Annotated in this window: 16 protein-coding genes and 1 tRNA gene; 6 read left to right on the top strand and 11 right to left on the bottom strand. The window is 58.0% G+C overall.

Annotated elements, in window-relative coordinates:
* Window positions 1–6 precede the first annotated feature (6 nt).
* Window positions 7–1,533 (bottom strand): histidine ammonia-lyase, encoded by a 1,527-nt coding sequence (gene hutH / locus J3D60_RS00610; protein ID WP_065939517.1) that lies wholly within the window; start codon window positions 1,531–1,533, stop codon window positions 7–9.
* A gap of 310 nt (window positions 1,534–1,843) precedes the next feature.
* On the opposite strand from hutH, the gene J3D60_RS00605 reads away from it, so the two are divergent.
* The 3 genes from J3D60_RS00605 (at window position 1,844) to J3D60_RS00595 (ending at window position 4,473) form a co-directional block, all read left to right on the top strand.
* Window positions 1,844–2,899: a GNAT family N-acetyltransferase gene (locus J3D60_RS00605; RefSeq protein WP_253488672.1), complete on the top strand. Its 1,056-nt coding sequence runs from the start codon at window positions 1,844–1,846 to the stop codon at window positions 2,897–2,899.
* A gap of 32 nt (window positions 2,900–2,931) precedes the next feature.
* The gene (locus J3D60_RS00600) at window positions 2,932–4,179 is read left to right on the top strand and encodes a lysine N(6)-hydroxylase/L-ornithine N(5)-oxygenase family protein (RefSeq protein ID WP_065939516.1); all 1,248 of its coding nucleotides are present in this window, start codon (window positions 2,932–2,934) and stop codon (window positions 4,177–4,179) included.
* A 72-nt stretch (window positions 4,180–4,251) separates the two neighbouring features.
* Window positions 4,252–4,473, top strand: coding sequence for an MbtH family NRPS accessory protein (locus J3D60_RS00595; RefSeq protein WP_065939515.1), 222 nt, complete (start codon window positions 4,252–4,254; stop codon window positions 4,471–4,473).
* Here the strand turns inward: J3D60_RS00595 and J3D60_RS00590 are convergent.
* The 6 genes from J3D60_RS00590 to J3D60_RS00565 form a co-directional block, all read right to left on the bottom strand.
* Window positions 4,456–4,677, bottom strand: coding sequence for a hypothetical protein (locus tag J3D60_RS00590; RefSeq protein ID WP_168166811.1), 222 nt, complete (start codon window positions 4,675–4,677; stop codon window positions 4,456–4,458). The two genes, J3D60_RS00595 and J3D60_RS00590, sit on opposite strands and share 18 nt — an antisense overlap.
* Window positions 4,678–4,870: 193 nt before the next feature.
* Window positions 4,871–4,946 (bottom strand) — tRNA-Gly (locus tag J3D60_RS00585).
* A gap of 60 nt (window positions 4,947–5,006) precedes the next feature.
* On the bottom strand, window positions 5,007–5,567 hold the full coding sequence (gene pgsA / locus J3D60_RS00580; RefSeq protein ID WP_027603207.1) for a CDP-diacylglycerol--glycerol-3-phosphate 3-phosphatidyltransferase: 561 nt from the start codon (window positions 5,565–5,567) through the stop codon (window positions 5,007–5,009).
* Between the two features lie 32 nt (window positions 5,568–5,599).
* Window positions 5,600–7,423, bottom strand: coding sequence for an excinuclease ABC subunit UvrC (uvrC, locus tag J3D60_RS00575; RefSeq protein ID WP_027603206.1), 1,824 nt, complete (start codon window positions 7,421–7,423; stop codon window positions 5,600–5,602).
* A 1-nt stretch (window position 7,424) separates the two neighbouring features.
* Entirely contained in the window at window positions 7,425–8,066 is a 642-nt protein-coding gene (gene uvrY, locus J3D60_RS00570; protein WP_003190387.1) for a UvrY/SirA/GacA family response regulator transcription factor, read from the bottom strand.
* Between the two features lie 151 nt (window positions 8,067–8,217).
* Entirely contained in the window at window positions 8,218–8,583 is a 366-nt protein-coding gene (locus J3D60_RS00565) for a helix-turn-helix domain-containing protein (protein WP_065942157.1), read from the bottom strand.
* An 81-nt stretch (window positions 8,584–8,664) separates the two neighbouring features.
* On the opposite strand from J3D60_RS00565, the gene J3D60_RS00560 reads away from it, so the two are divergent.
* Window positions 8,665–8,904, top strand: a complete 240-nt coding sequence (locus tag J3D60_RS00560) for a DNA-binding protein (protein ID WP_065942156.1) — start codon at window positions 8,665–8,667, stop codon at window positions 8,902–8,904.
* A 35-nt stretch (window positions 8,905–8,939) separates the two neighbouring features.
* Here J3D60_RS00560 and J3D60_RS00555 read toward each other — a convergent pair whose 3' ends face one another.
* Window positions 8,940–9,371 (bottom strand): GNAT family N-acetyltransferase, encoded by a 432-nt coding sequence (locus J3D60_RS00555; RefSeq protein WP_065942155.1) that lies wholly within the window; start codon window positions 9,369–9,371, stop codon window positions 8,940–8,942.
* Window positions 9,371–10,120, bottom strand: a complete 750-nt coding sequence (locus J3D60_RS00550) for a carbon-nitrogen hydrolase family protein (RefSeq protein WP_253488670.1) — start codon at window positions 10,118–10,120, stop codon at window positions 9,371–9,373. The genes J3D60_RS00555 and J3D60_RS00550 overlap by 1 nt, the downstream gene beginning before the upstream one ends.
* Before the next feature lie 624 nt (window positions 10,121–10,744).
* Here J3D60_RS00550 and J3D60_RS00545 point away from each other — a divergent pair.
* Window positions 10,745–11,809, top strand: coding sequence for a 3-deoxy-7-phosphoheptulonate synthase (locus J3D60_RS00545; protein WP_253488668.1), 1,065 nt, complete (start codon window positions 10,745–10,747; stop codon window positions 11,807–11,809).
* A gap of 175 nt (window positions 11,810–11,984) precedes the next feature.
* Window positions 11,985–12,803, top strand: coding sequence for a 2,5-didehydrogluconate reductase DkgB (dkgB, locus tag J3D60_RS00540; protein WP_253488666.1), 819 nt, complete (start codon window positions 11,985–11,987; stop codon window positions 12,801–12,803).
* On the opposite strand, the gene J3D60_RS00535 is transcribed toward dkgB, so the two are convergent.
* Entirely contained in the window at window positions 12,800–13,222 is a 423-nt protein-coding gene (locus J3D60_RS00535) for a chemotaxis protein CheY (RefSeq protein ID WP_065926224.1), read from the bottom strand. The genes dkgB and J3D60_RS00535 overlap by 4 nt on opposite strands.
* A gap of 134 nt (window positions 13,223–13,356) precedes the next feature.
* Entirely contained in the window at window positions 13,357–16,971 is a 3,615-nt protein-coding gene (locus J3D60_RS00530) for a transporter substrate-binding domain-containing protein (RefSeq protein WP_253488664.1), read from the bottom strand.
* Window position 16,972 lies beyond the last annotated feature (1 nt).

The following is a 16,972-nucleotide window of genomic DNA, read 5'->3' as shown; positions in this document are numbered from 1 at the left end:
GATCGACTACTCTAGGGTCTCGAGAACTGCATTGACTTCAGGTGAAGAAGCCAGGAATACACGGGTTTTATTGATAAGGTCACTCATCAACAGATCGTGCTCGAGGAAAGGTACCGTCTTGCGAAACGCGTTGAGCAAACGCTCTGCCGGCTCGGAAAGCACCAGGCCTTCGTTCAACTGCGTTGCTTGGCAGGCACATAGAAACTCGATAGCCAAGATGATTTCGCAGTTATCAAGCACCGTGACTAGCTTATAGGCGGAGGTGCCGCCCATGCTGACATGGTCCTCCTGTAGATGGCAGGTCGGAATCGTATCGATCGAGGCGGGAGTCGACAGCACCTTGTTCTCGTTGACCAGCGCCGCCGAAGTGTACTGAACCACCATGAAGCCCGAGTTTACGCCAGGACGGCTGATCAGGAAGTCAGGAAGACCGTTCTGCCCCGATAGCAATTGATAAGTGCGCCGTTCCGAAATGTTCGCCAGCTCGGACATGGAAATCGCGGCAAAGTCCAAGGCGAACGCTGTTGCCTGGCCGTGCAGGTTACCGCCAGTCAAAAGCTTGCCAGCCTCAGGAAACACTAATGGATTATCCGAGACGCTGTTGCATTCCTTGGCGATACTCGACGTTGCGAAATCGATGACCTGGCGTACTGCGCCATGTACTTGAGGCGCGCATCGGAAGGAGTATGGATCTTCCTTGGCGGCGTTACATTGAGGCAATGCGTAATGATTGCTGCCCTGGGTAAGTGCCGTGATGTTTGAAGCACAAACACTGCGCTCCGGATGATGGCTCGTGCGGTGAATAAGCGCATCGTAGAAGGTGTTTGCCGTGCAAAACCCCTGAATACTCATGGCTGCACACAGGTCTGCGAGCCTCAGCAAGCGCTGCGCCCGGACCAAAGACATCACGCCGTAACCGTTGATGTACTGCACGCCGTTGGTCAAGCATAACCCTTCCTTGGGTCCGAGCTGGACGGGCGCCATACCCAAGCGATTCAAAGCCTCGGATGCCGGGATCAAATGACCATCCATCCAGACTTCACCTTGGCCGATCAGGGGTAGTGCAAGATGCGCCAACGGCGCCAGGTCTCCACTGGCCCCTACAGAACCTTTTTGAGGAATGGCACCCACCACGCCTTGATTCCAGAGGTCAATGACCCGATCAAGGGTTTCGCGACCAATACCACTATTGCCGCTGCGGAAGGTCAGCAATTTGACCAGCACCACGATACGGCTGAGCAACTCCGGAACGATCATCCCGACGCCACAGGCATGCGAAAGCAGGTGATTATGCTGCAAAGCGGACAGTTCGGACTGATCCACTTTCGTCGTGCACAACGAACCGAAACCAGTATTGATACCGTAGGCGAAATCTTCCGACGAAGCGATTTTCAACACGTAGTCGCGGCCCTCATCAATCTTGCGAGCGACCTCGGGCGATAGGCGAATAGGCAGCCCACTCGCAGCTGCCTTGCTGATATCTTCAATGGAATAAAACTTGTGGGTGATTTCGATGTAATCGCCGCAGATCATCACAACATCCTTATTGCAAACGGTAGGTATTCTGCGCACCCGCTCGAACGCCAGAGCCGTTGTCACGGCACTGGCGCGGCCAGTCATTTCAGCTGACACACACGGAGGCTTGAGGAAAAATTAGTTAGAAAGAAACTGCTCGCCGCCTTTTTTGAATGGATCTTACTGCCCAAAATCGGCTACTACGTGAGCCAGAGCGAGCATTGATGCTTCATGATCTTGACAGTCACTCGCGTGCGTTGCGGGAAGAACTGCTGCTACCATAGCTCGAACCGTGTTTCGCTAATATTACATTACAGAAGATTACAACATGCAAGCAATAGGATGTGCTTCCGAAATCGAGAATAATGTCCAACACTTCCGCTCCTTCATCGACGCGCAATTGCTGGAGATTTCGCAAAACGGCAGGGCATTTACAGTGAACAGTCATGACTGTTCTACGCACAGCCATTGGCGATTGACTGGCGAGAATCATCTGGTGCAATTGGAGTCCTCAACCGACGTTGAGGCCTCACATGAGGGTCGACATTCACTGGCTGTCATCGATGCCGTGTTTGCATGCAACCCTGGCATCGGCCACGTTCACTTTTCTGGCTCGCCACACCATGTGGAACATCTGCTGCATACCGGCGTTGCTGTCCCCCAGGGCGACCATGGTGCGGTCGTTGCACGGGAAGCCTTCTGGCAATCACCAAGAATCTGGCACAGCACCAATCCCGCTCCCTATCCGACCCGATACGTCAATGCCCAAGGCACGCGACACCCCCTTCGCCGCCCCAAAACATCCGGGGTTCTGTACCAACGCCATGTGCCGTGGCTGAACAAAACCCTGAGCTTTCGAACACTCGATCCTAAGGATGATCTGCCGCTCTTCCATAAATGGATGAATGACCCGCGTGTTGCACATTTCTGGCAGGAGGAAGGCGATCTAGAACAACACAAAACCTACATCCAAACTTTACAAGGCATGCCACATCAGCAAAGCGTCGTAGGCTGCTTCGATGACGTCCCCTTCGGCTACTTCGAAACGTACTGGGCCAAAGAAGACCGTATCGCCCCGTTCTGCAATCCAGGCGACCATGACCGCGGCTGGCACGCCTTGGTGGGAGAGCCCACATACAGGGGCCGAGCCTATCTGTCAGCGTGGCTGCCTTCTCTTGCGCATTATCTTTTTCTCGACGATTGCCGTACAGAACGGGTCGTGGTAGAACCCCGTGTGGACAACCTGAAGATGATCGGCAACTTATCCAAGTGCGGCTACGCCCTCCTTAAAGAGTTCTCTTTTCCCCACAAGCGAGCGGCCTTGTGTGTAATATCACGAGAGCGATTCTTTGAGGAAAGCCTTTGGATTCCAAAGGCAAACTGATTCAACTTTCTTATTTCAATGGACGTCAAAACATGGAAGTTCACGATCTCATCGGCATCGGTTTTGGCCCCTCAAATCTGGCGCTGGCCATTGCACTAAATGAAAAGCCCCAGAAGGAGCGTCCGCTCAACACCCTCTTTCTTGAGCGTCAGCCAGTGTTCGCCTGGCACAAACATATGATGCTGGAAGACACTAGAATGCAGATCTCGTTTCTGAAAGATCTGGTGTCACTGCGCAACCCGAAAAGCCATTTTACTTTCGTCAACTATCTGCACCAAAAACAGCGTCTTCAGGACTTCATTAACCTCAAGACCTTTTACCCAAGTCGATATGAATTCAATGATTACCTCAACTGGGCAGCCAGTCACTTCGAAGACCATTGCCGCTATGGTGAAGAGGTAGTCAGCATCACTCCTGAAAAAACGGGAGATGAGGTGAGCGCGCTTCGCGTGCAATCCATCAATAGCGACGGAACGCCCCATGAACGCCTGACCCGCAACCTCGTCGTCAGCATTGGTGGCGCCCCACATATCCCCGAGGCTTTTTTGTCATTGAAAGCGGATGCCCGGGTGTTCCACTCCAGTTCTTACCTACAAGATATCAGGTGCAGATCCAACATCCGCAACGTTGCGATCATAGGCTCGGGACAAAGCGCGGCCGAAATATTCATGGACCTCCAGAAGCACCCGGACTCACCCAACATTGATATCATCATGCGCGGGCATACGCTGAGGGTCTCCGATAACAGCCCCTTCGTGAATGAAATATTCAACAGTGACTTTGTCGACTTTGTTTATCATCATCCGGATAAAAGCCAGGCACTCATCAAAGAGTTCTGGCACACCAACTACTCAGCACCCGATGTTGAACTGGCAGAAAAGATGTTTGAGATTTTCTACAACCAGAAAATCAAAAGTCAGTACAAACATCGCTTCCTGAAAAGCCATACAGTGACTAGCGCCCAAGCGCACGCCGAGGGTGTCCACATCAACACATACGATATGGTTGGCAATTCAACTCAAGGGCATACCTACGACGCCGTCATCCTGGCAACGGGGTATGTGCGAAACCAACACGAAACGCTGCTCGCTCCGCTCCTGCCCTATCTGGGCGACTTGCGTGCAGACCGTCAATACCGCCTAGGCTCGACGGAAAACTTCAAACCTGCTGTTTTCCTGCAAGGAGCCTGCGAGGACACTCATGGCCTGAGCGATACACTTCTGTCGGTTATTTCTACCCGAGTAGAAAATATCAGAAGTGCATTGGTTGACGCCTATTAAGCCCTCCAGATCTTTTCCTCCGTTTTCAAACGCGAGAAGCGAATAAAACAGTGCTCATTATGAAGGTATATCATGTTGTGGGATAACGAAGACACTCAGTTTCACGTAGTCGTCAACGCAGAAGGACAGTACTCCCTATGGCCAATCGTCAAGGAAATCCCGAATGGGTGGCGCACCGTTGAGTTCCAAGGCACCAAAACGGACTGCCTCGCCTACATAGAAAAGAACTGGAGCGACATGAGCCCATTGAGCTTAAGGCAGTCGTCGCAGAGCACATCACGCGCGATAGAGTGACACGCCTAGTGCCAGGTAGGAGCGAGCCTTGATAAAACCATGGCCGATTTTTTTCAACAGAATCGGCCAAAAGAGTCCATACAACGCCGCCGGCCAAGAGGCCGCTTCAAAGCCCGCCCTCTTATACCCACCACGCCAGCCTGACGCGGCGATGCATACGCCGCAAAAGAAATAGCCCAGCCCCGTACAGCGGGCCTTGATCATCCCGTAGCCCAATATCGTCTCGGATTGATGGCTTTACTCCACCAGCACTTGAAATTGCCTCCTTGTGCTTGGCATTTACCGATACGCCCGAGCACCAAAAAGCCTTGCAGGCCATCTAGCACAGGCATCCAAACGCTGGGGCATTTTCCAGGCACAAAAAAAGCCACTCATATGAGTGGCTTTTTCTGAATCTTGGAGCGGGAAACGAGACTCGAACTCGCGACCCCGACCTTGGCAAGGTCGTGCTCTACCAACTGAGCTATTCCCGCTTGGTGATGCGCATTCTATAGAATCCTCAGCACCCGTCAACCCCTTGATTCAAAAAAGTTTTATTTCTTTTCAACGGTGGTGCGCAGATGCGGCCAGGCGGCGCGAAGATATTGGAGCATCGACCACAGGGTCAGGCCCGCGGCGATCAGCAGCAAGGCATAACCCGTGAGGACCCAGAACGAGAAGTCCGACGGGTTGGCCAGCAGGATAACCAGCGCGAGCATTTGCGCGGCGGTTTTCCATTTGCCCATATTGGACACGGCCACGTGGGCGCGGGCGCCGATTTCGGCCATCCATTCGCGCAGGGCCGAGACGACGATCTCGCGGCCGATGATGACCGCGGCCGGCAGGGTCAGCCACAGGTTGCCGTGTTCCTGCACCAGCAGGACCAAAGCGACGGCCACCATAAGCTTGTCGGCCACGGGGTCGAGGAACGCGCCGAAAGGCGTGCTTTGTTCCAGGCGGCGCGCCAGGTAGCCGTCGAGCCAGTCGGTGGCGGCGGCAAAGGCAAACACTGAACTGGAAGCCAGATAACTCCATTCGTACGGCAAATAGAACAACAAAATGAAAATAGGGATGAGCAGGACGCGTAGAACGGTGATCAGATTAGGGATATTCATCGGCACAACTGGCTACGAGGTGGAAAGGCATTCTATTCGCTATGCAGATTCGCATAAATCAGCTCAGCGAGCTTTTTACTGATACCGGGTGCTTTGGCTATCTCGTCAATGCTGGCACGGGACAGCTCCTGCAAGCCACCAAAATGTTTAAGCAAGTCGCGACGCCGCGTCGGGCCTACCCCTGCCACCCCTTCCAGGGTTGAGGTTCGCCGGGTTTTACCACGGCGGGCGCGGTGGCCGGTAATGGCGAAACGGTGGGCTTCGTCGCGAATCTGTTGAATCAAATGCAACGCGGGTGAGTCGCCCTTCAAAGTGAACTCATGGGCGGCATCATTCAAGTACAACGTCTCGAAACCCGCCTTGCGCGTCGTGCCCTTGGCCACGCCCAACAGGATCAGGTCAGGCACCGCCAGCTCATTGAGCACGTCGCGGGCCATGGACAGCTGGCCCTTGCCGCCGTCGACCAGGAGGATATCTGGCAACTTGCCCTCGCCGTCCTTCAACTTGCTGAAGCGGCGCGTGAGGGCCTGGTGCATGGCGGCGTAGTCATCGCCGGCGGTGACGCCTTCGATGTTGTAGCGCCGGTAATCGGACTTGATCGGCCCTTCCGGCCCGAACACCACGCAGGATGCCACCGTGGCCTCGCCACTGGAGTGGCTGATGTCGTAGCACTCCAGGCGCTGGGGCGGCTCCTCCAGGTTAAGAACTTCAGCCAGGGCGTCAAAGCGTGCGGCGACGTGCTGTCGGTTGGCCAGGCGGGCGCTCAGGGCTTGCTCGGCGTTGGTCACCGCCAGTTGCTGCCAGCGTGCGCGGGTGCCACGCACGCGGTGGCTGATGTCCAGCTCGCGGCCGCGCAGTTCGTGGATGGCTTCGATCAACGCGGGGAAGTCTTCGTGTACCACATTGACGATCAACTCCGACGGCAGGTCGCGCTCGGGGCTGCTCACGTAGTATTGGCCCAGGAAAGCGGCCATGACTTCGGCGACCTCCTCGTCAATACCGGTCTGCGGAAAGAAGTTCTTGCTGCCCAGCACTCGCCCACCGCGCACGCTGATCAGGTGCACACAGGCCCCCCCCGGATTGACGAAGGCCGCGATCACGTCGACGTCGCCGGTACCGCCTTCCATGCTTTGCTGATCCTGGACACGGCGCAGCAGCGAAATCTGGTCGCGCAGCTCAGCGGCCCGCTCAAAATCCAGGGTGCTGGCCGCCTGCTCCATGGCGGTGGAAAGCTCATCGGTGAGGGCATTGCTGCGCCCTTCAAGGAACATCACCGAATGGCGCACATCCTCGGCGTATTCGGCCGGCTCAACTAACCCCACACAGGGCGCCTTGCAGCGCTTGATCTGGTACTGGAGACAGGGCCGGGTGCGGTTCTTATAGAAGCTGTCCTCGCACTGACGCACAAAAAAGGTTTTTTGCAGCAGGCTCAGGCTTTCCCGAATGGCCCCGGCGCTGGGATAAGGCCCGAAGTACTTGCCCTTCGCCTTCTTTGCCCCACGGTGAATGCTCAGGCGTGGGAAGTTGCCGTCGGATAAAAACACATAGGGATAGGATTTATCGTCACGCAGCAGAATGTTGTAGGGCGGTCGCCATTCCTTGATCAGCGTCTGCTCAAGCAGCAGCGCTTCGGTTTCGTTGGCGGTGATGGTGGTTTCGACCTGGGCGATACGCGCCACCAGGGCGGCGGTTTTCGGCGCGAGACCGGTCTTGCGAAAGTAGCTCGCCAGACGGCTCTTGAGGTTTTTGGCTTTGCCGACATAAAGCAGGCGTGCCTCGCTGTCGAACATGCGGTACACGCCGGGGCGGCCACTGCAGGTTGAGAGAAAGGCACTCGGATCAAACGGTGTGGTCATGTCAGGCGCTGGCGTCCACCATGCCGTGGCGCACCGCGAGCAGGGTCAATTCAACATCACTGCTGATGGCGAGCTTCTCGAAGATGCGATATCGGTAGGTGTTGACGGTCTTGGGCGACAGGCACAGCTTGTCGGAGATCGTCTGTACCTTCTGGCAACCGACGATCATCAGGGCAATCTGGATTTCCCGCTCCGACAGCGCATCAAACGGCGAGTCGCTGGTGGGCTGGAAGGACTTGATGGCCAATTGCTGGGCGATCTGCGGACTGATATAGCGCTGGCCGGCAAACACCAGGCGAATGGCCTGGACCATTTCCGCCAGGCCCGCACCTTTGGTGAGGTAACCGGCAGCGCCAGCCTGCAGCAGGCGTGTCGGAAACGGGTCTTCCTCGCACACAGTCACCACCACGACCTTGATGTCCGGATGGCTGCGCAGCAATTTGGTCGTCGCGCCAAGACCGCCGATGCCAGGCATCTTGACGTCCATCAACACCACATCGGGTTTCAACTCCCGGGCCTTGATCAGGGATTCCTCGCCTGACTCGGCCTGACCGACTACTTGCAGGCCATCGATGTCAGCCAGCATTCGTGTAATGCCTGTACGAACGAGATCATGGTCATCGACTACTAGCACCCTAATCAAGCAGACACCTCGCGAAATGGTCTTATAGGTTGCTGAACACCTTAGCAAAAAACCAAGGCACAGACCTAATAGCACGCGTCATATAGAGAGAGATTGATTGAGCGACAGCCATCCGCCGGGCGGCGGATGGCTCAATTTGCTGGGCGAAGGGTCAGGAATCCTGGGGCTGGGGCTTGGGTTTTCCATTCATCGCAATCGAGTGCTCGGCCAACGTCGAGGTCAGGCGACGGATCGCAGCCTGGTCTTCCTTGAGCATCGCGCGATAGTCCCCGAGGACTTTCTCTTCGATCTGGCTCAGATTTTCCAATTGAATCGGCGTGGCTGCGCCGGTCAACACGTAAAGTACATCCACGCCTCTTTGGGCGACACGAGACAGGTAATCCGCTTTAGGCGCACGCCCTCCACTTTCATATTTACCTTGTGCGTTGGCTTCAACGCCGCCGATTTCACCAAACACTTTTTGCGACAGGCCAAGTCGCTCCCTTTCTTGCCGTAAACGCGAACCGATTCCACTCATTTGGATGTATGATCCTATTTGGCACACCCCAAGAGGTGACACATTCATCTCTTATTAAACAAACTTGAACGGTTTTGAACTATGCCCGGAATCCGTACCGCTGCACAAGCCAAGGCCTGGCTGGAACATCAAGGAAAGTCAGTTCAAGCGTTCGCCCGTGAACATGGCGTAGATCCGGCAACCACCTATCAAGTGCTCGCTGGGCGCAAAAAGGGACGGCGTGGGGAAGCCCATAAGGTAGCGGTCCTTTTGGGCATGAAAGAAGGGATCATCCTTGCTGAGACGGGAGACCTGAACAACGATCAGGAAATCGGCTCCTGAGGCCAGTATGCGCTTATAAGGAGTGGGTGCACGTTTTAGCTTGAGCGACAAACACGCTCCATACGCCAGAAGCAGTCTTCTTCACCTACGATGCTGAGCCCCATGCGCTGATAGAGCCTCCTGGCCGGGTTGGTCTTGAATACGGTCAAACGCAACAGTCCCAACGATTGCGCCTTGAGCGCCATCTGTTCCAACACCCAGCCACCCGCGCCCAACCCGCGATACGCCTCGAGCAGATGCAACTCGCGAATATAAAGGGCCCGGCTATCGCGGCTCAGGCTGATAAAACCCAAGACCCTGTCGTCCCGGCAAATCAGCCAGTTTTCCCGACCGGCCCAGGCCGTATCAAAGCCTTCGTTGGACCACCACAATCCGTACTGCACGTAGTAGCGGGCCATGGCCTCGTGGGTCAACTTCCGCGCAAAGGGCAGGTCCTGGTCCGTTGCAGCGCGCAGGTGAAAAGCCATTAGAGAGCCATCACGTGGCTGACCCAACCCCCGCCATCGCGACGGGCAATCAGCAACGCATCCCCCACGCCAGGTACAGCAGCAAGCAAAGTGCCATTGGCGGCCCAGATCGCACTGCGACCGGCGCAGGCCCAGCCACCCGACGGGCCGCCATGATTGGCCATCAATACCAGCAGGCAATGTTCAGCGGCATAGGCTTGAAGCAGCGCACTGTCCGTGGCGTACCCCCCCTCACTGATCAACACCCCGGCGGCATACACCGTGGCGCCCGCTCGCGCCGCGGCACGGGGATGGCTGGCCTGGGAAAAATCTGCGCACACCGCCAGCGCAATCCGCTCATTCCCTCGCTCAAGGACCGCACCGCCCTGCCCTGGGACAAACACAGCCTCTTCGCCGGCATGCAGATGCTGCTTGGTGTAGACCGCCAGGGAGCCATCCGCTCCCAGCACCAACGCACCGATCAGCACGCCCGCCTCTGGCGTCAGTCGGATCGGCATTCCCACCACCGCCGTCAGTCGCAGCTCACGCGCCATCTCGCGCAGGGGCGCCAGCACCTTGTCCTCCGGCGCAATCGCCAATTCAGCGGCCAGCGACGGCTCATACCCCGTCAACGACAACTCGGGGAACACCAGTAATTGCACACCTTGCTCCGCCGCCGTGCGCATAAATGCGAGGTGCCGTTCAATATTGGCTGGGACATCGCCCGCGATGGAAATGGATTGAGCAGCAGCAAGGGTGAAGGCAGTCATGGTCGCGTCCAAGCAATCAGTATCAAAGTGCAAACAGCATATCGGCACTCCCCCCATAGTCGTAAGTCCCCCACCGCAATAGAAATTACTGATTGAATCTGCCTGCGTGCCTCGAGTAAGCTCCCTCCATACATTTGGAGACACACCATGTTGCAACTCACCCACACTCAGGTTTGCCCTGCTGCCAGCGCCCAGCGCTCGGTGTCGGCTACCCGTGTGAACGGTTCGAGCACACTGGTCAGCTTTTATTTTGGGTATTGGTTTAGCCACTGGCGCGCCTGATACCTGAAATCGGCGCCCACTTACCAAGGGGTCGCCTACCAGAGAAATCTAACCCCCGGTCGGCTCCCCGACCGGGGGTTTTGTTTTTTCAGGTCTCCATAAACCTTTCAACTTGATCAAGAACACTTAAGGGAATCACGACATGAACTACGCCACCTATTACCGCTACGACTTGTGCACTGCGTGGCGATTTAGCCAGCTCCGCTCGGGACAGCCTGCCGCCTCCGATCGGTCACCTATCGGTGGCAAACCAACACACATCGCCGATACGGCGAATTGTCGAACACCCCAGTAGGCCGAGCGCGCGGGAATAGCCCGCCGCTTGCCCAGGAAACCTTGAATATGAACTCCTCCGTCGCCGCTCTGCCCCTCTCTGCCTTGAACAGTGCCAATGAAGCCCTGACCCAGCGCCTGCCCAGCTCACTTGAGCTCAAGCACCAGTTGCCCCTCAGCCCGTTCCTCAACGAACAGATCCACGCCCACCGCCAAGCCGTGCGCGCCATCCTCAATGGCGAAGATTCACGCTTGCTGGTCATTGTCGGTCCGTGCTCGATCCATGACCCGGAATCGGCCATGGAATACGCCCGCAACCTGAAGAAGCTGGCCCTCGACGTCGGCGACCAGATGCTGCTGGTGATCCGCGCCTACGTCGAAAAACCCCGCACGACGATCGGCTGGAAAGGCCTGGCCTACGACCCTCGCCTGGATGGCAGCGATGACATGGCCGCCGGCCTGACCCTGTCCCGCGAGCTGATGCGCGAAATGCTGCGCCTGGGCCTGCCGGTCGCCACCGAGTTGCTGCAACCCATGGCCGCCGGTTACTTCGATGACCTGCTCAGTTGGGTGGCGATTGGCGCGCGTACCACCGAGTCGCAGATCCACCGCGAGATGGCCAGCGGCCTGGGCATGCCCGTGGGTTTCAAGAACGGCACCGATGGCGGCGTCGCGATTGCCTGTGACGCCATGCGCTCGGCGTCCCACCCGCACCGCCACTTCGGCGTCGACAGCCAAGGCCATCCGGCGATCATCCAGACCCCGGGCAACCCCGACACCCACCTGGTGCTGCGCGGCGGGCATCACGGGCCGAACTACGATGTGCAGAGCGTGGCGCGGGTAAGACACGACCTGACCAAGTCCAAGGTCACCCCGCGGATCATGGTCGACTGCAGCCATGCCAACAGCAACAAGGACCCGCTGCGCCAACCGGCCGTGTTCAACGATGTGCTGGAGCAACGCTTGCAGGGCGATACCTCGCTGATCGGCATGATGCTCGAAAGCCATTTGTTCGAAGGCTGCCAGCCATTGAGCCCGTCGATGAAATACGGGGTGTCGGTGACCGATGGCTGCCTGGGCTGGACCGCCACCGAGCAGTTGCTGCGTGCGGCTGCCGAGCGCCTGCGCGCTTAAGGCTGATCGATCGAGGCGCTGCTGCCGCAGGTACAGCGCCTCATGCATGACAGCGCCCAGCACACGGGCCATTCGTGACGTGCGGGCAAGAGTCCTTTTCGGCGTCGACGGTGTTTCCGAAGCAACGACGAGGGGATACTCAACACCACTGCCTACGACCCTATTGGAGTTACCGATGTCTACCCTCACGCCAAAAGTCCCTGCCTTCGGCCTCGGCACCTTTCGTCTGCAAGGCCAGGTGGTGATCGATTCCGTCAGCACCGGCCTGGAACTGGGCTACCGTGTCATCGACACCGCGCAGATCTACGAAAATGAAGCAGACGTTGGCCGGGCCATCGCCGCCAGCGGCATCCCGCGGGACGAGCTGTTTATCACCAGCAAGATCTGGATTGCCAACCTTGCTGAAGGCCAACTGATCCCAAGCCTCAAGGAAAGCCTGCGCAAGCTCGAGACCGATTACCTGGACCTGACCCTGATCCACTGGCCATCGCCGGAAGACCAGGTGCCCGTCACCGAATTCATGGAGCAGTTGCTGGAAGCCAAACGCCTGGGCCTGACACGCCAGATCGGTGTTTCCAACTTCACCATCGCCCTGATGAAGCAGGCCATCGCAGTCGTGGGTGCCGAACACATAGCCACCAATCAGATCGAATTGCACCCTTATCTGCAAAACCGGCAGGTTGTGGATTTCGCCACCGCCAACGGTATCCAGATCACCTCATACATGACCCTGGCCTACGGTGAAGTACTCGAGGATCCGGTGATCCAGCAGATCGCCGAGCGCCATCAGGCCACCCCGGCGCAAGTGACCTTGGCCTGGGCCATGCAATTGGGCTATGCGGTCATCCCGTCCTCAACCAAGCGTGCCAACCTGCAAAGCAACCTCAAGGCCCTGCAACTGACCTTGAGCGCTGCTGACATGGCGCACATTGCCGGGCTGGAACGGGGCCAGCGCTTGACCAGCCCCAAGGGCATCGCGCCGAAGTGGGACTAAACCCCCGCCACCGGTGTGCGGGATAACTCGCGCAGCCATGGCAACACCCGCAGGCCGGCAGTGGCCTCGGGTGGGTCGATGATGTCCATGAAGTGTTCGAGATTGACGTTGTCCGGCACACCGGGCAGCCGCACTAGCACCGCCGGCGTTACACCGGGATGCGCGCCCACATCCAGGTGATCGTAGACCAATACATGGCGCACCTGGGGCTGGGGCCCACAGGCCTGGGCCGTCAGCCCCGCATTGATGATCAGCACGTCGAAAGGTTCGGCCGGGATAGCCGTGAGTATCTGGACTTCCTCGAAGGTTTGTACCGGCACGATCCGGTGGTACCCCAACTGATTGAGCATTTTTTCGATGTACAACCGTTGCAGGTGCTGTTCATCGGCAATCAGGATGGTCAGTGCTTTGTTCGGCATGGCAAACCCCTGGGCAGGCAGCGCTCGTCAGTGAGCGAGACCCATTTTCCAGACATATACCGAAGACAAAATCAGGCATGTTCCCCCTTCGCGTAGGAGTTCTCCCAAATCAACCGAATGGCCAGCTCCCGCAGTCAAGCCTGATTGCCATACCGGCCCAGGCTGTGATGCAACTGTTCGATGGCCGAAGCTACCGCCTCTACCGCAGCGTCCGATGCATCGCTGTCATGCCGCTCACACACGCTTTCCAATGTCTCGCAGCACGTGATCAACACCTGAGCCTTGACCATGCGCGCGCCCCCTTTAACGCGGTGAGCCAAGTCATGGAGCTTGGCGAAATCAGCCGGCGATTTCAGGGACGGCAACAGCGCACGGTCTTCCTCGAGGCTCTTGAGCAACGGCATCAGCAGCTCGTTGAGAGCATCCTTATCACCCTGCGTCAGCATGATCAGTGAACTTAAATCAAACGCCACTTCCACTTCATCCGTTAGCGCGCCAGCGGTCCGTGATGCCAGGGCCAGGCGCAAGTCCTCAAGCCCGGTCGGCTTGAACAGGCAACCGTCCATGCCTGCTTGCCGGCAGCGTTCGGCTTCCTGCGACAAGGCATTAGCGGTGAACCCGAGGATCAGGCACGGCGCCAGCCCACGCTGGCGTTCCTGTGCGCGAATATCACGCGCCAACGCATAACCGTCCTTGAAGGGCATATTGCAATCGGTGATCACGCCGTCAAAATGCCCGGCCTGCCACAGTGACAATCCTTGGGCGCCGTCCTCGGCCAAGGTGATGCGATGCCCCAGGAAAATCAGCTGTCGCGCCAGCAACAAGCGGTTGGCCGGGTAGTCATCCACCACCAGGATATTCAACCCGCGCGCTGGCGGAATGTGCGGGACCGGGACACTGACCGGCGCCGCCGTTGTCAGCGCCAGCGTCAATGTCACATCCACCCGCGTGCCCTTGCCCAGCACACTGCTCAAGTGCAATTGACCGCCCATCATCTCGCACAGGTTACGACTGATCACCAACCCCAGGCCCGATCCGCTTCGCGCCGGCTGTTCGTTGTTGCTGCCCTGGATAAAGGGGTTGAACAAACGCTGCTGATCTTCGGCACTGATGCCAATACCCGTGTCCTCCACCCACAACCGCAGGTGCAACTGGTCGTCGGCCAACACCGGTGCACCCTGGGCGCCCAGGCGCACCTGGCCCGAGGCGGTGAACTTGATCGCGTTACCCAACACATTGGACACCACCTGCTTGAAGCGCAGCGGGTCAACCAGCACCGGCCGGTCGATCAACGGGTCGAGCTCCACCTGCAGCACCAGGCCCTTGTCCCGCGCCAGCCCCTCGAACACCCGCGCCACTGAGGCCAGCAGTTCGTACAGATTGGCCGGCTCCAGGCTCAGGGACAGGTGGCCGGATTCGATTCGCGCAATGTCGAGAATATCGCCGATCAACTCCAGCATGCTCCGGGACGCCACCGACGCAACCTCCAACGCATCGCGGTCAGCCACGCCCTGCTCGGCGTTCTTCAGGGCCAGTTCGATCATGCCGATCACCGCATTCATGGGCGTGCGAATCTCATGGCTCATGGTCGCCAGGAAAGTGGTCTTGGCACGGTTTGCAGTGTCGGCCTCCTCCTTGGCCACCTGCAACTGCCCCAGCAAGCGCTGGCGCTCGCTGACATCCACCCAGCCGGCGATCATGCCCACGACGCTGCCATTGCTGTCACGGTACGGGAGCATCCATTGGTAGATGGTCAACACCTGGCCGCCGGGCACCTTGAGCACACGGTCATGAACCTGCGGCTCGCCCAACTCCATCAAACGCAAATAATCGGCATGGAACGACTGGGCCTGGGGCGCGTTACCCGTGTCGGTTTCCACCACGGTCTTACCGATGACGTCTTCCAACTTGAAGCCGAACACATCCAGGTAGGCGTTATTGCAGGCCATCAGGCGGCCCAGGCGATCGCGCACATAGATCGGGTGCGGCGTGCCGTCGATCAACACACTCATGAACCGCATCTGGTCGCTCAACGCACGCTCGGCCTGGGCGCGCTTGCGAATCAGGCTGCGCAGGTAGAACACCCATCCCAGCGTGACCAGCAGCAGCAGCGCAGCCAAGCCAAACCCCTGGAGGATGATGTTGCGGTGACGTGTCCAGTAGTTGTCTTCGATGATGATCTCGCTGCGCCAATGGTTGGTCAGCTCGTCCATTTCTTCTGGCGTAATGCTCAACAACGCCTTGTCGAGGATCGAGTACAGCTCCAGTTGGCTGCGGTTTACACCAAAGGTAATGCGCGCAGGTTCACTCCCTACGGTGCTGGTGATGCGCAGCCGTTTGCGGTAATTGCGGGCGATCATGTAGCGCGCGCTCATCAGTGAAACCGCAGTCGCATCGACACTGCCGTTGACCACCAATTCCATGGCCTGCTCGGGGTTCTCCACCTCGACAAACCCGATGCCTGGGTAGTCCCGGCTGATTTGCGCGGCCAGGCTGTTGCCGCGAAGAACCGCCAGGCGCTTACCGGTCATATCTTCCAGGGTAACCAGATGCTCGTCGTCGGTGCGCACCACCAAGACATAGGGACTGGATAGATAAGGTCGGGTAAAACGGATCTTTTCAGACCGTTCGACACTCGGCGTGACGACCGCCAGCATGTCCACGCGACCGGCACTGGCCTGTTCAATTTGCCGAGGCAGCGAACTGCCCCGCTCCACATCAAACTTCAAACCTGTGCGCAAACTGATGCGCGACAGCACCTCGGCGCTCAACCCTTCGAATTGCGCTTGTTCGTTGAAAAAAGACAACGGCACGAACTTGTCGAGCACCGCCACTTTCACCCGCGGATGCTTCTCCAGCCAGCGCTGTTCACTTGCGCTCAAGCGCAGTTGCTCCGCCTCCAGGAATCCGCTGCCACCGGCACTCCAACGGCGCAGGATTTCCATTTGCTCACTGGCCGTAACGGCAGCCAGCGCGGTGTTGATGATACCCAACAGGCGGGTATTGTCCTTGGCGAATGCGAACCCGAAAGGGTTGACCTCCAATGCGGAAAAATCCGCCATACGCACATTATTAAGGTAGTTCTTGTTGATCAGATAGCGGGTGCTGATGGCGTCACCCAGGTACACATCCGCCTGGCCGAACGCAACGGCACCTAGCGCTTCGAAGGTCGAGGCAAACAGGAGCAATTGCGCATCGGGGTAAAAGGCCTGGACGGCCTCAGGCTGCATGTAGTGGTAAAGCATCGCCAGGCGCTTGCCTGAAAGGTCAGCCCTCAGCGCCTGGTTTTCTCCCGCACGCGTCACCAATGCGGGTTGGTCGTTGGCGTAGGATCGGGACAGCACCAACTCCGGGTCGGCCGCCTCGAACCCGTTGGCCGACCCCACGAAATCCACTGCGCCCGCCTTGAGCGCGTCGATCACCTCATCGCGGGTGTCGTAGCGCTTCACGTCGATGGTGATATTCAGCGCCTGGGCAACCAGTGCCGCAAAATCGGCCGTGATGCCTTCAAGCTCCTGGTTGTTACTCAGGTCAAAGGGCGCGTAGTCGGGCGCCGACACCCCCATCGTGAGTGTGCGGCGCTCGCGCAACCAGCGCCAGTCGGCTTCGTCCAACACCAGGGAAGAGTTTTCAAGGGTGGAGTGGCCCAGAAGTTTCAGATCGTGCGGTTCCTCCAGGGCCATCACCGCCCACGGCAACAGCCCCATCAGCAGGATGGCCGCACGTTTCACACGCCGGGAGGTGACCATT

The organism is Pseudomonas sp. S3E17, from assembly GCF_024168685.1.
GTDB lineage: Bacteria > Pseudomonadota > Gammaproteobacteria > Pseudomonadales > Pseudomonadaceae > Aquipseudomonas > Aquipseudomonas marginalis.
The sequence above is the reverse complement of the archived record's forward strand: the minus strand, read 5'-3'. Positions and strand labels throughout refer to the sequence as shown.

Excerpts from the sequence above, each read along its gene's own strand:
- hutH (WP_065939517.1), bottom strand. The coding sequence starts at position 1,533 with ATGATCTGCGGCGATTACATCGAAATCACCCACAAGTTTTATTCCATT.
- J3D60_RS00605 (WP_253488672.1), top strand. The coding sequence starts at position 1,844 with ATGCAAGCAATAGGATGTGCTTCCGAAATCGAGAATAATGTCCAACAC.
- J3D60_RS00600 (WP_065939516.1), top strand. The coding sequence starts at position 2,932 with ATGGAAGTTCACGATCTCATCGGCATCGGTTTTGGCCCCTCAAATCTG.
- J3D60_RS00595 (WP_065939515.1), top strand. The coding sequence starts at position 4,252 with ATGTTGTGGGATAACGAAGACACTCAGTTTCACGTAGTCGTCAACGCA.
- J3D60_RS00590 (WP_168166811.1), bottom strand. The coding sequence starts at position 4,677 with ATGATCAAGGCCCGCTGTACGGGGCTGGGCTATTTCTTTTGCGGCGTA.
- pgsA (WP_027603207.1), bottom strand. The coding sequence starts at position 5,567 with ATGAATATCCCTAATCTGATCACCGTTCTACGCGTCCTGCTCATCCCT.
- uvrC (WP_027603206.1), bottom strand. The coding sequence starts at position 7,423 with ATGACCACACCGTTTGATCCGAGTGCCTTTCTCTCAACCTGCAGTGGC.
- J3D60_RS00565 (WP_065942157.1), bottom strand. The coding sequence starts at position 8,583 with ATGAGTGGAATCGGTTCGCGTTTACGGCAAGAAAGGGAGCGACTTGGC.
- J3D60_RS00560 (WP_065942156.1), top strand. The coding sequence starts at position 8,665 with ATGCCCGGAATCCGTACCGCTGCACAAGCCAAGGCCTGGCTGGAACAT.
- J3D60_RS00555 (WP_065942155.1), bottom strand. The coding sequence starts at position 9,371 with ATGGCTTTTCACCTGCGCGCTGCAACGGACCAGGACCTGCCCTTTGCG.
- J3D60_RS00550 (WP_253488670.1), bottom strand. The coding sequence starts at position 10,120 with ATGACTGCCTTCACCCTTGCTGCTGCTCAATCCATTTCCATCGCGGGC.
- J3D60_RS00545 (WP_253488668.1), top strand. The coding sequence starts at position 10,745 with ATGAACTCCTCCGTCGCCGCTCTGCCCCTCTCTGCCTTGAACAGTGCC.
- dkgB (WP_253488666.1), top strand. The coding sequence starts at position 11,985 with ATGTCTACCCTCACGCCAAAAGTCCCTGCCTTCGGCCTCGGCACCTTT.
- J3D60_RS00535 (WP_065926224.1), bottom strand. The coding sequence starts at position 13,222 with ATGCCGAACAAAGCACTGACCATCCTGATTGCCGATGAACAGCACCTG.
- J3D60_RS00530 (WP_253488664.1), bottom strand. The coding sequence starts at position 16,971 with ATGGTCACCTCCCGGCGTGTGAAACGTGCGGCCATCCTGCTGATGGGG.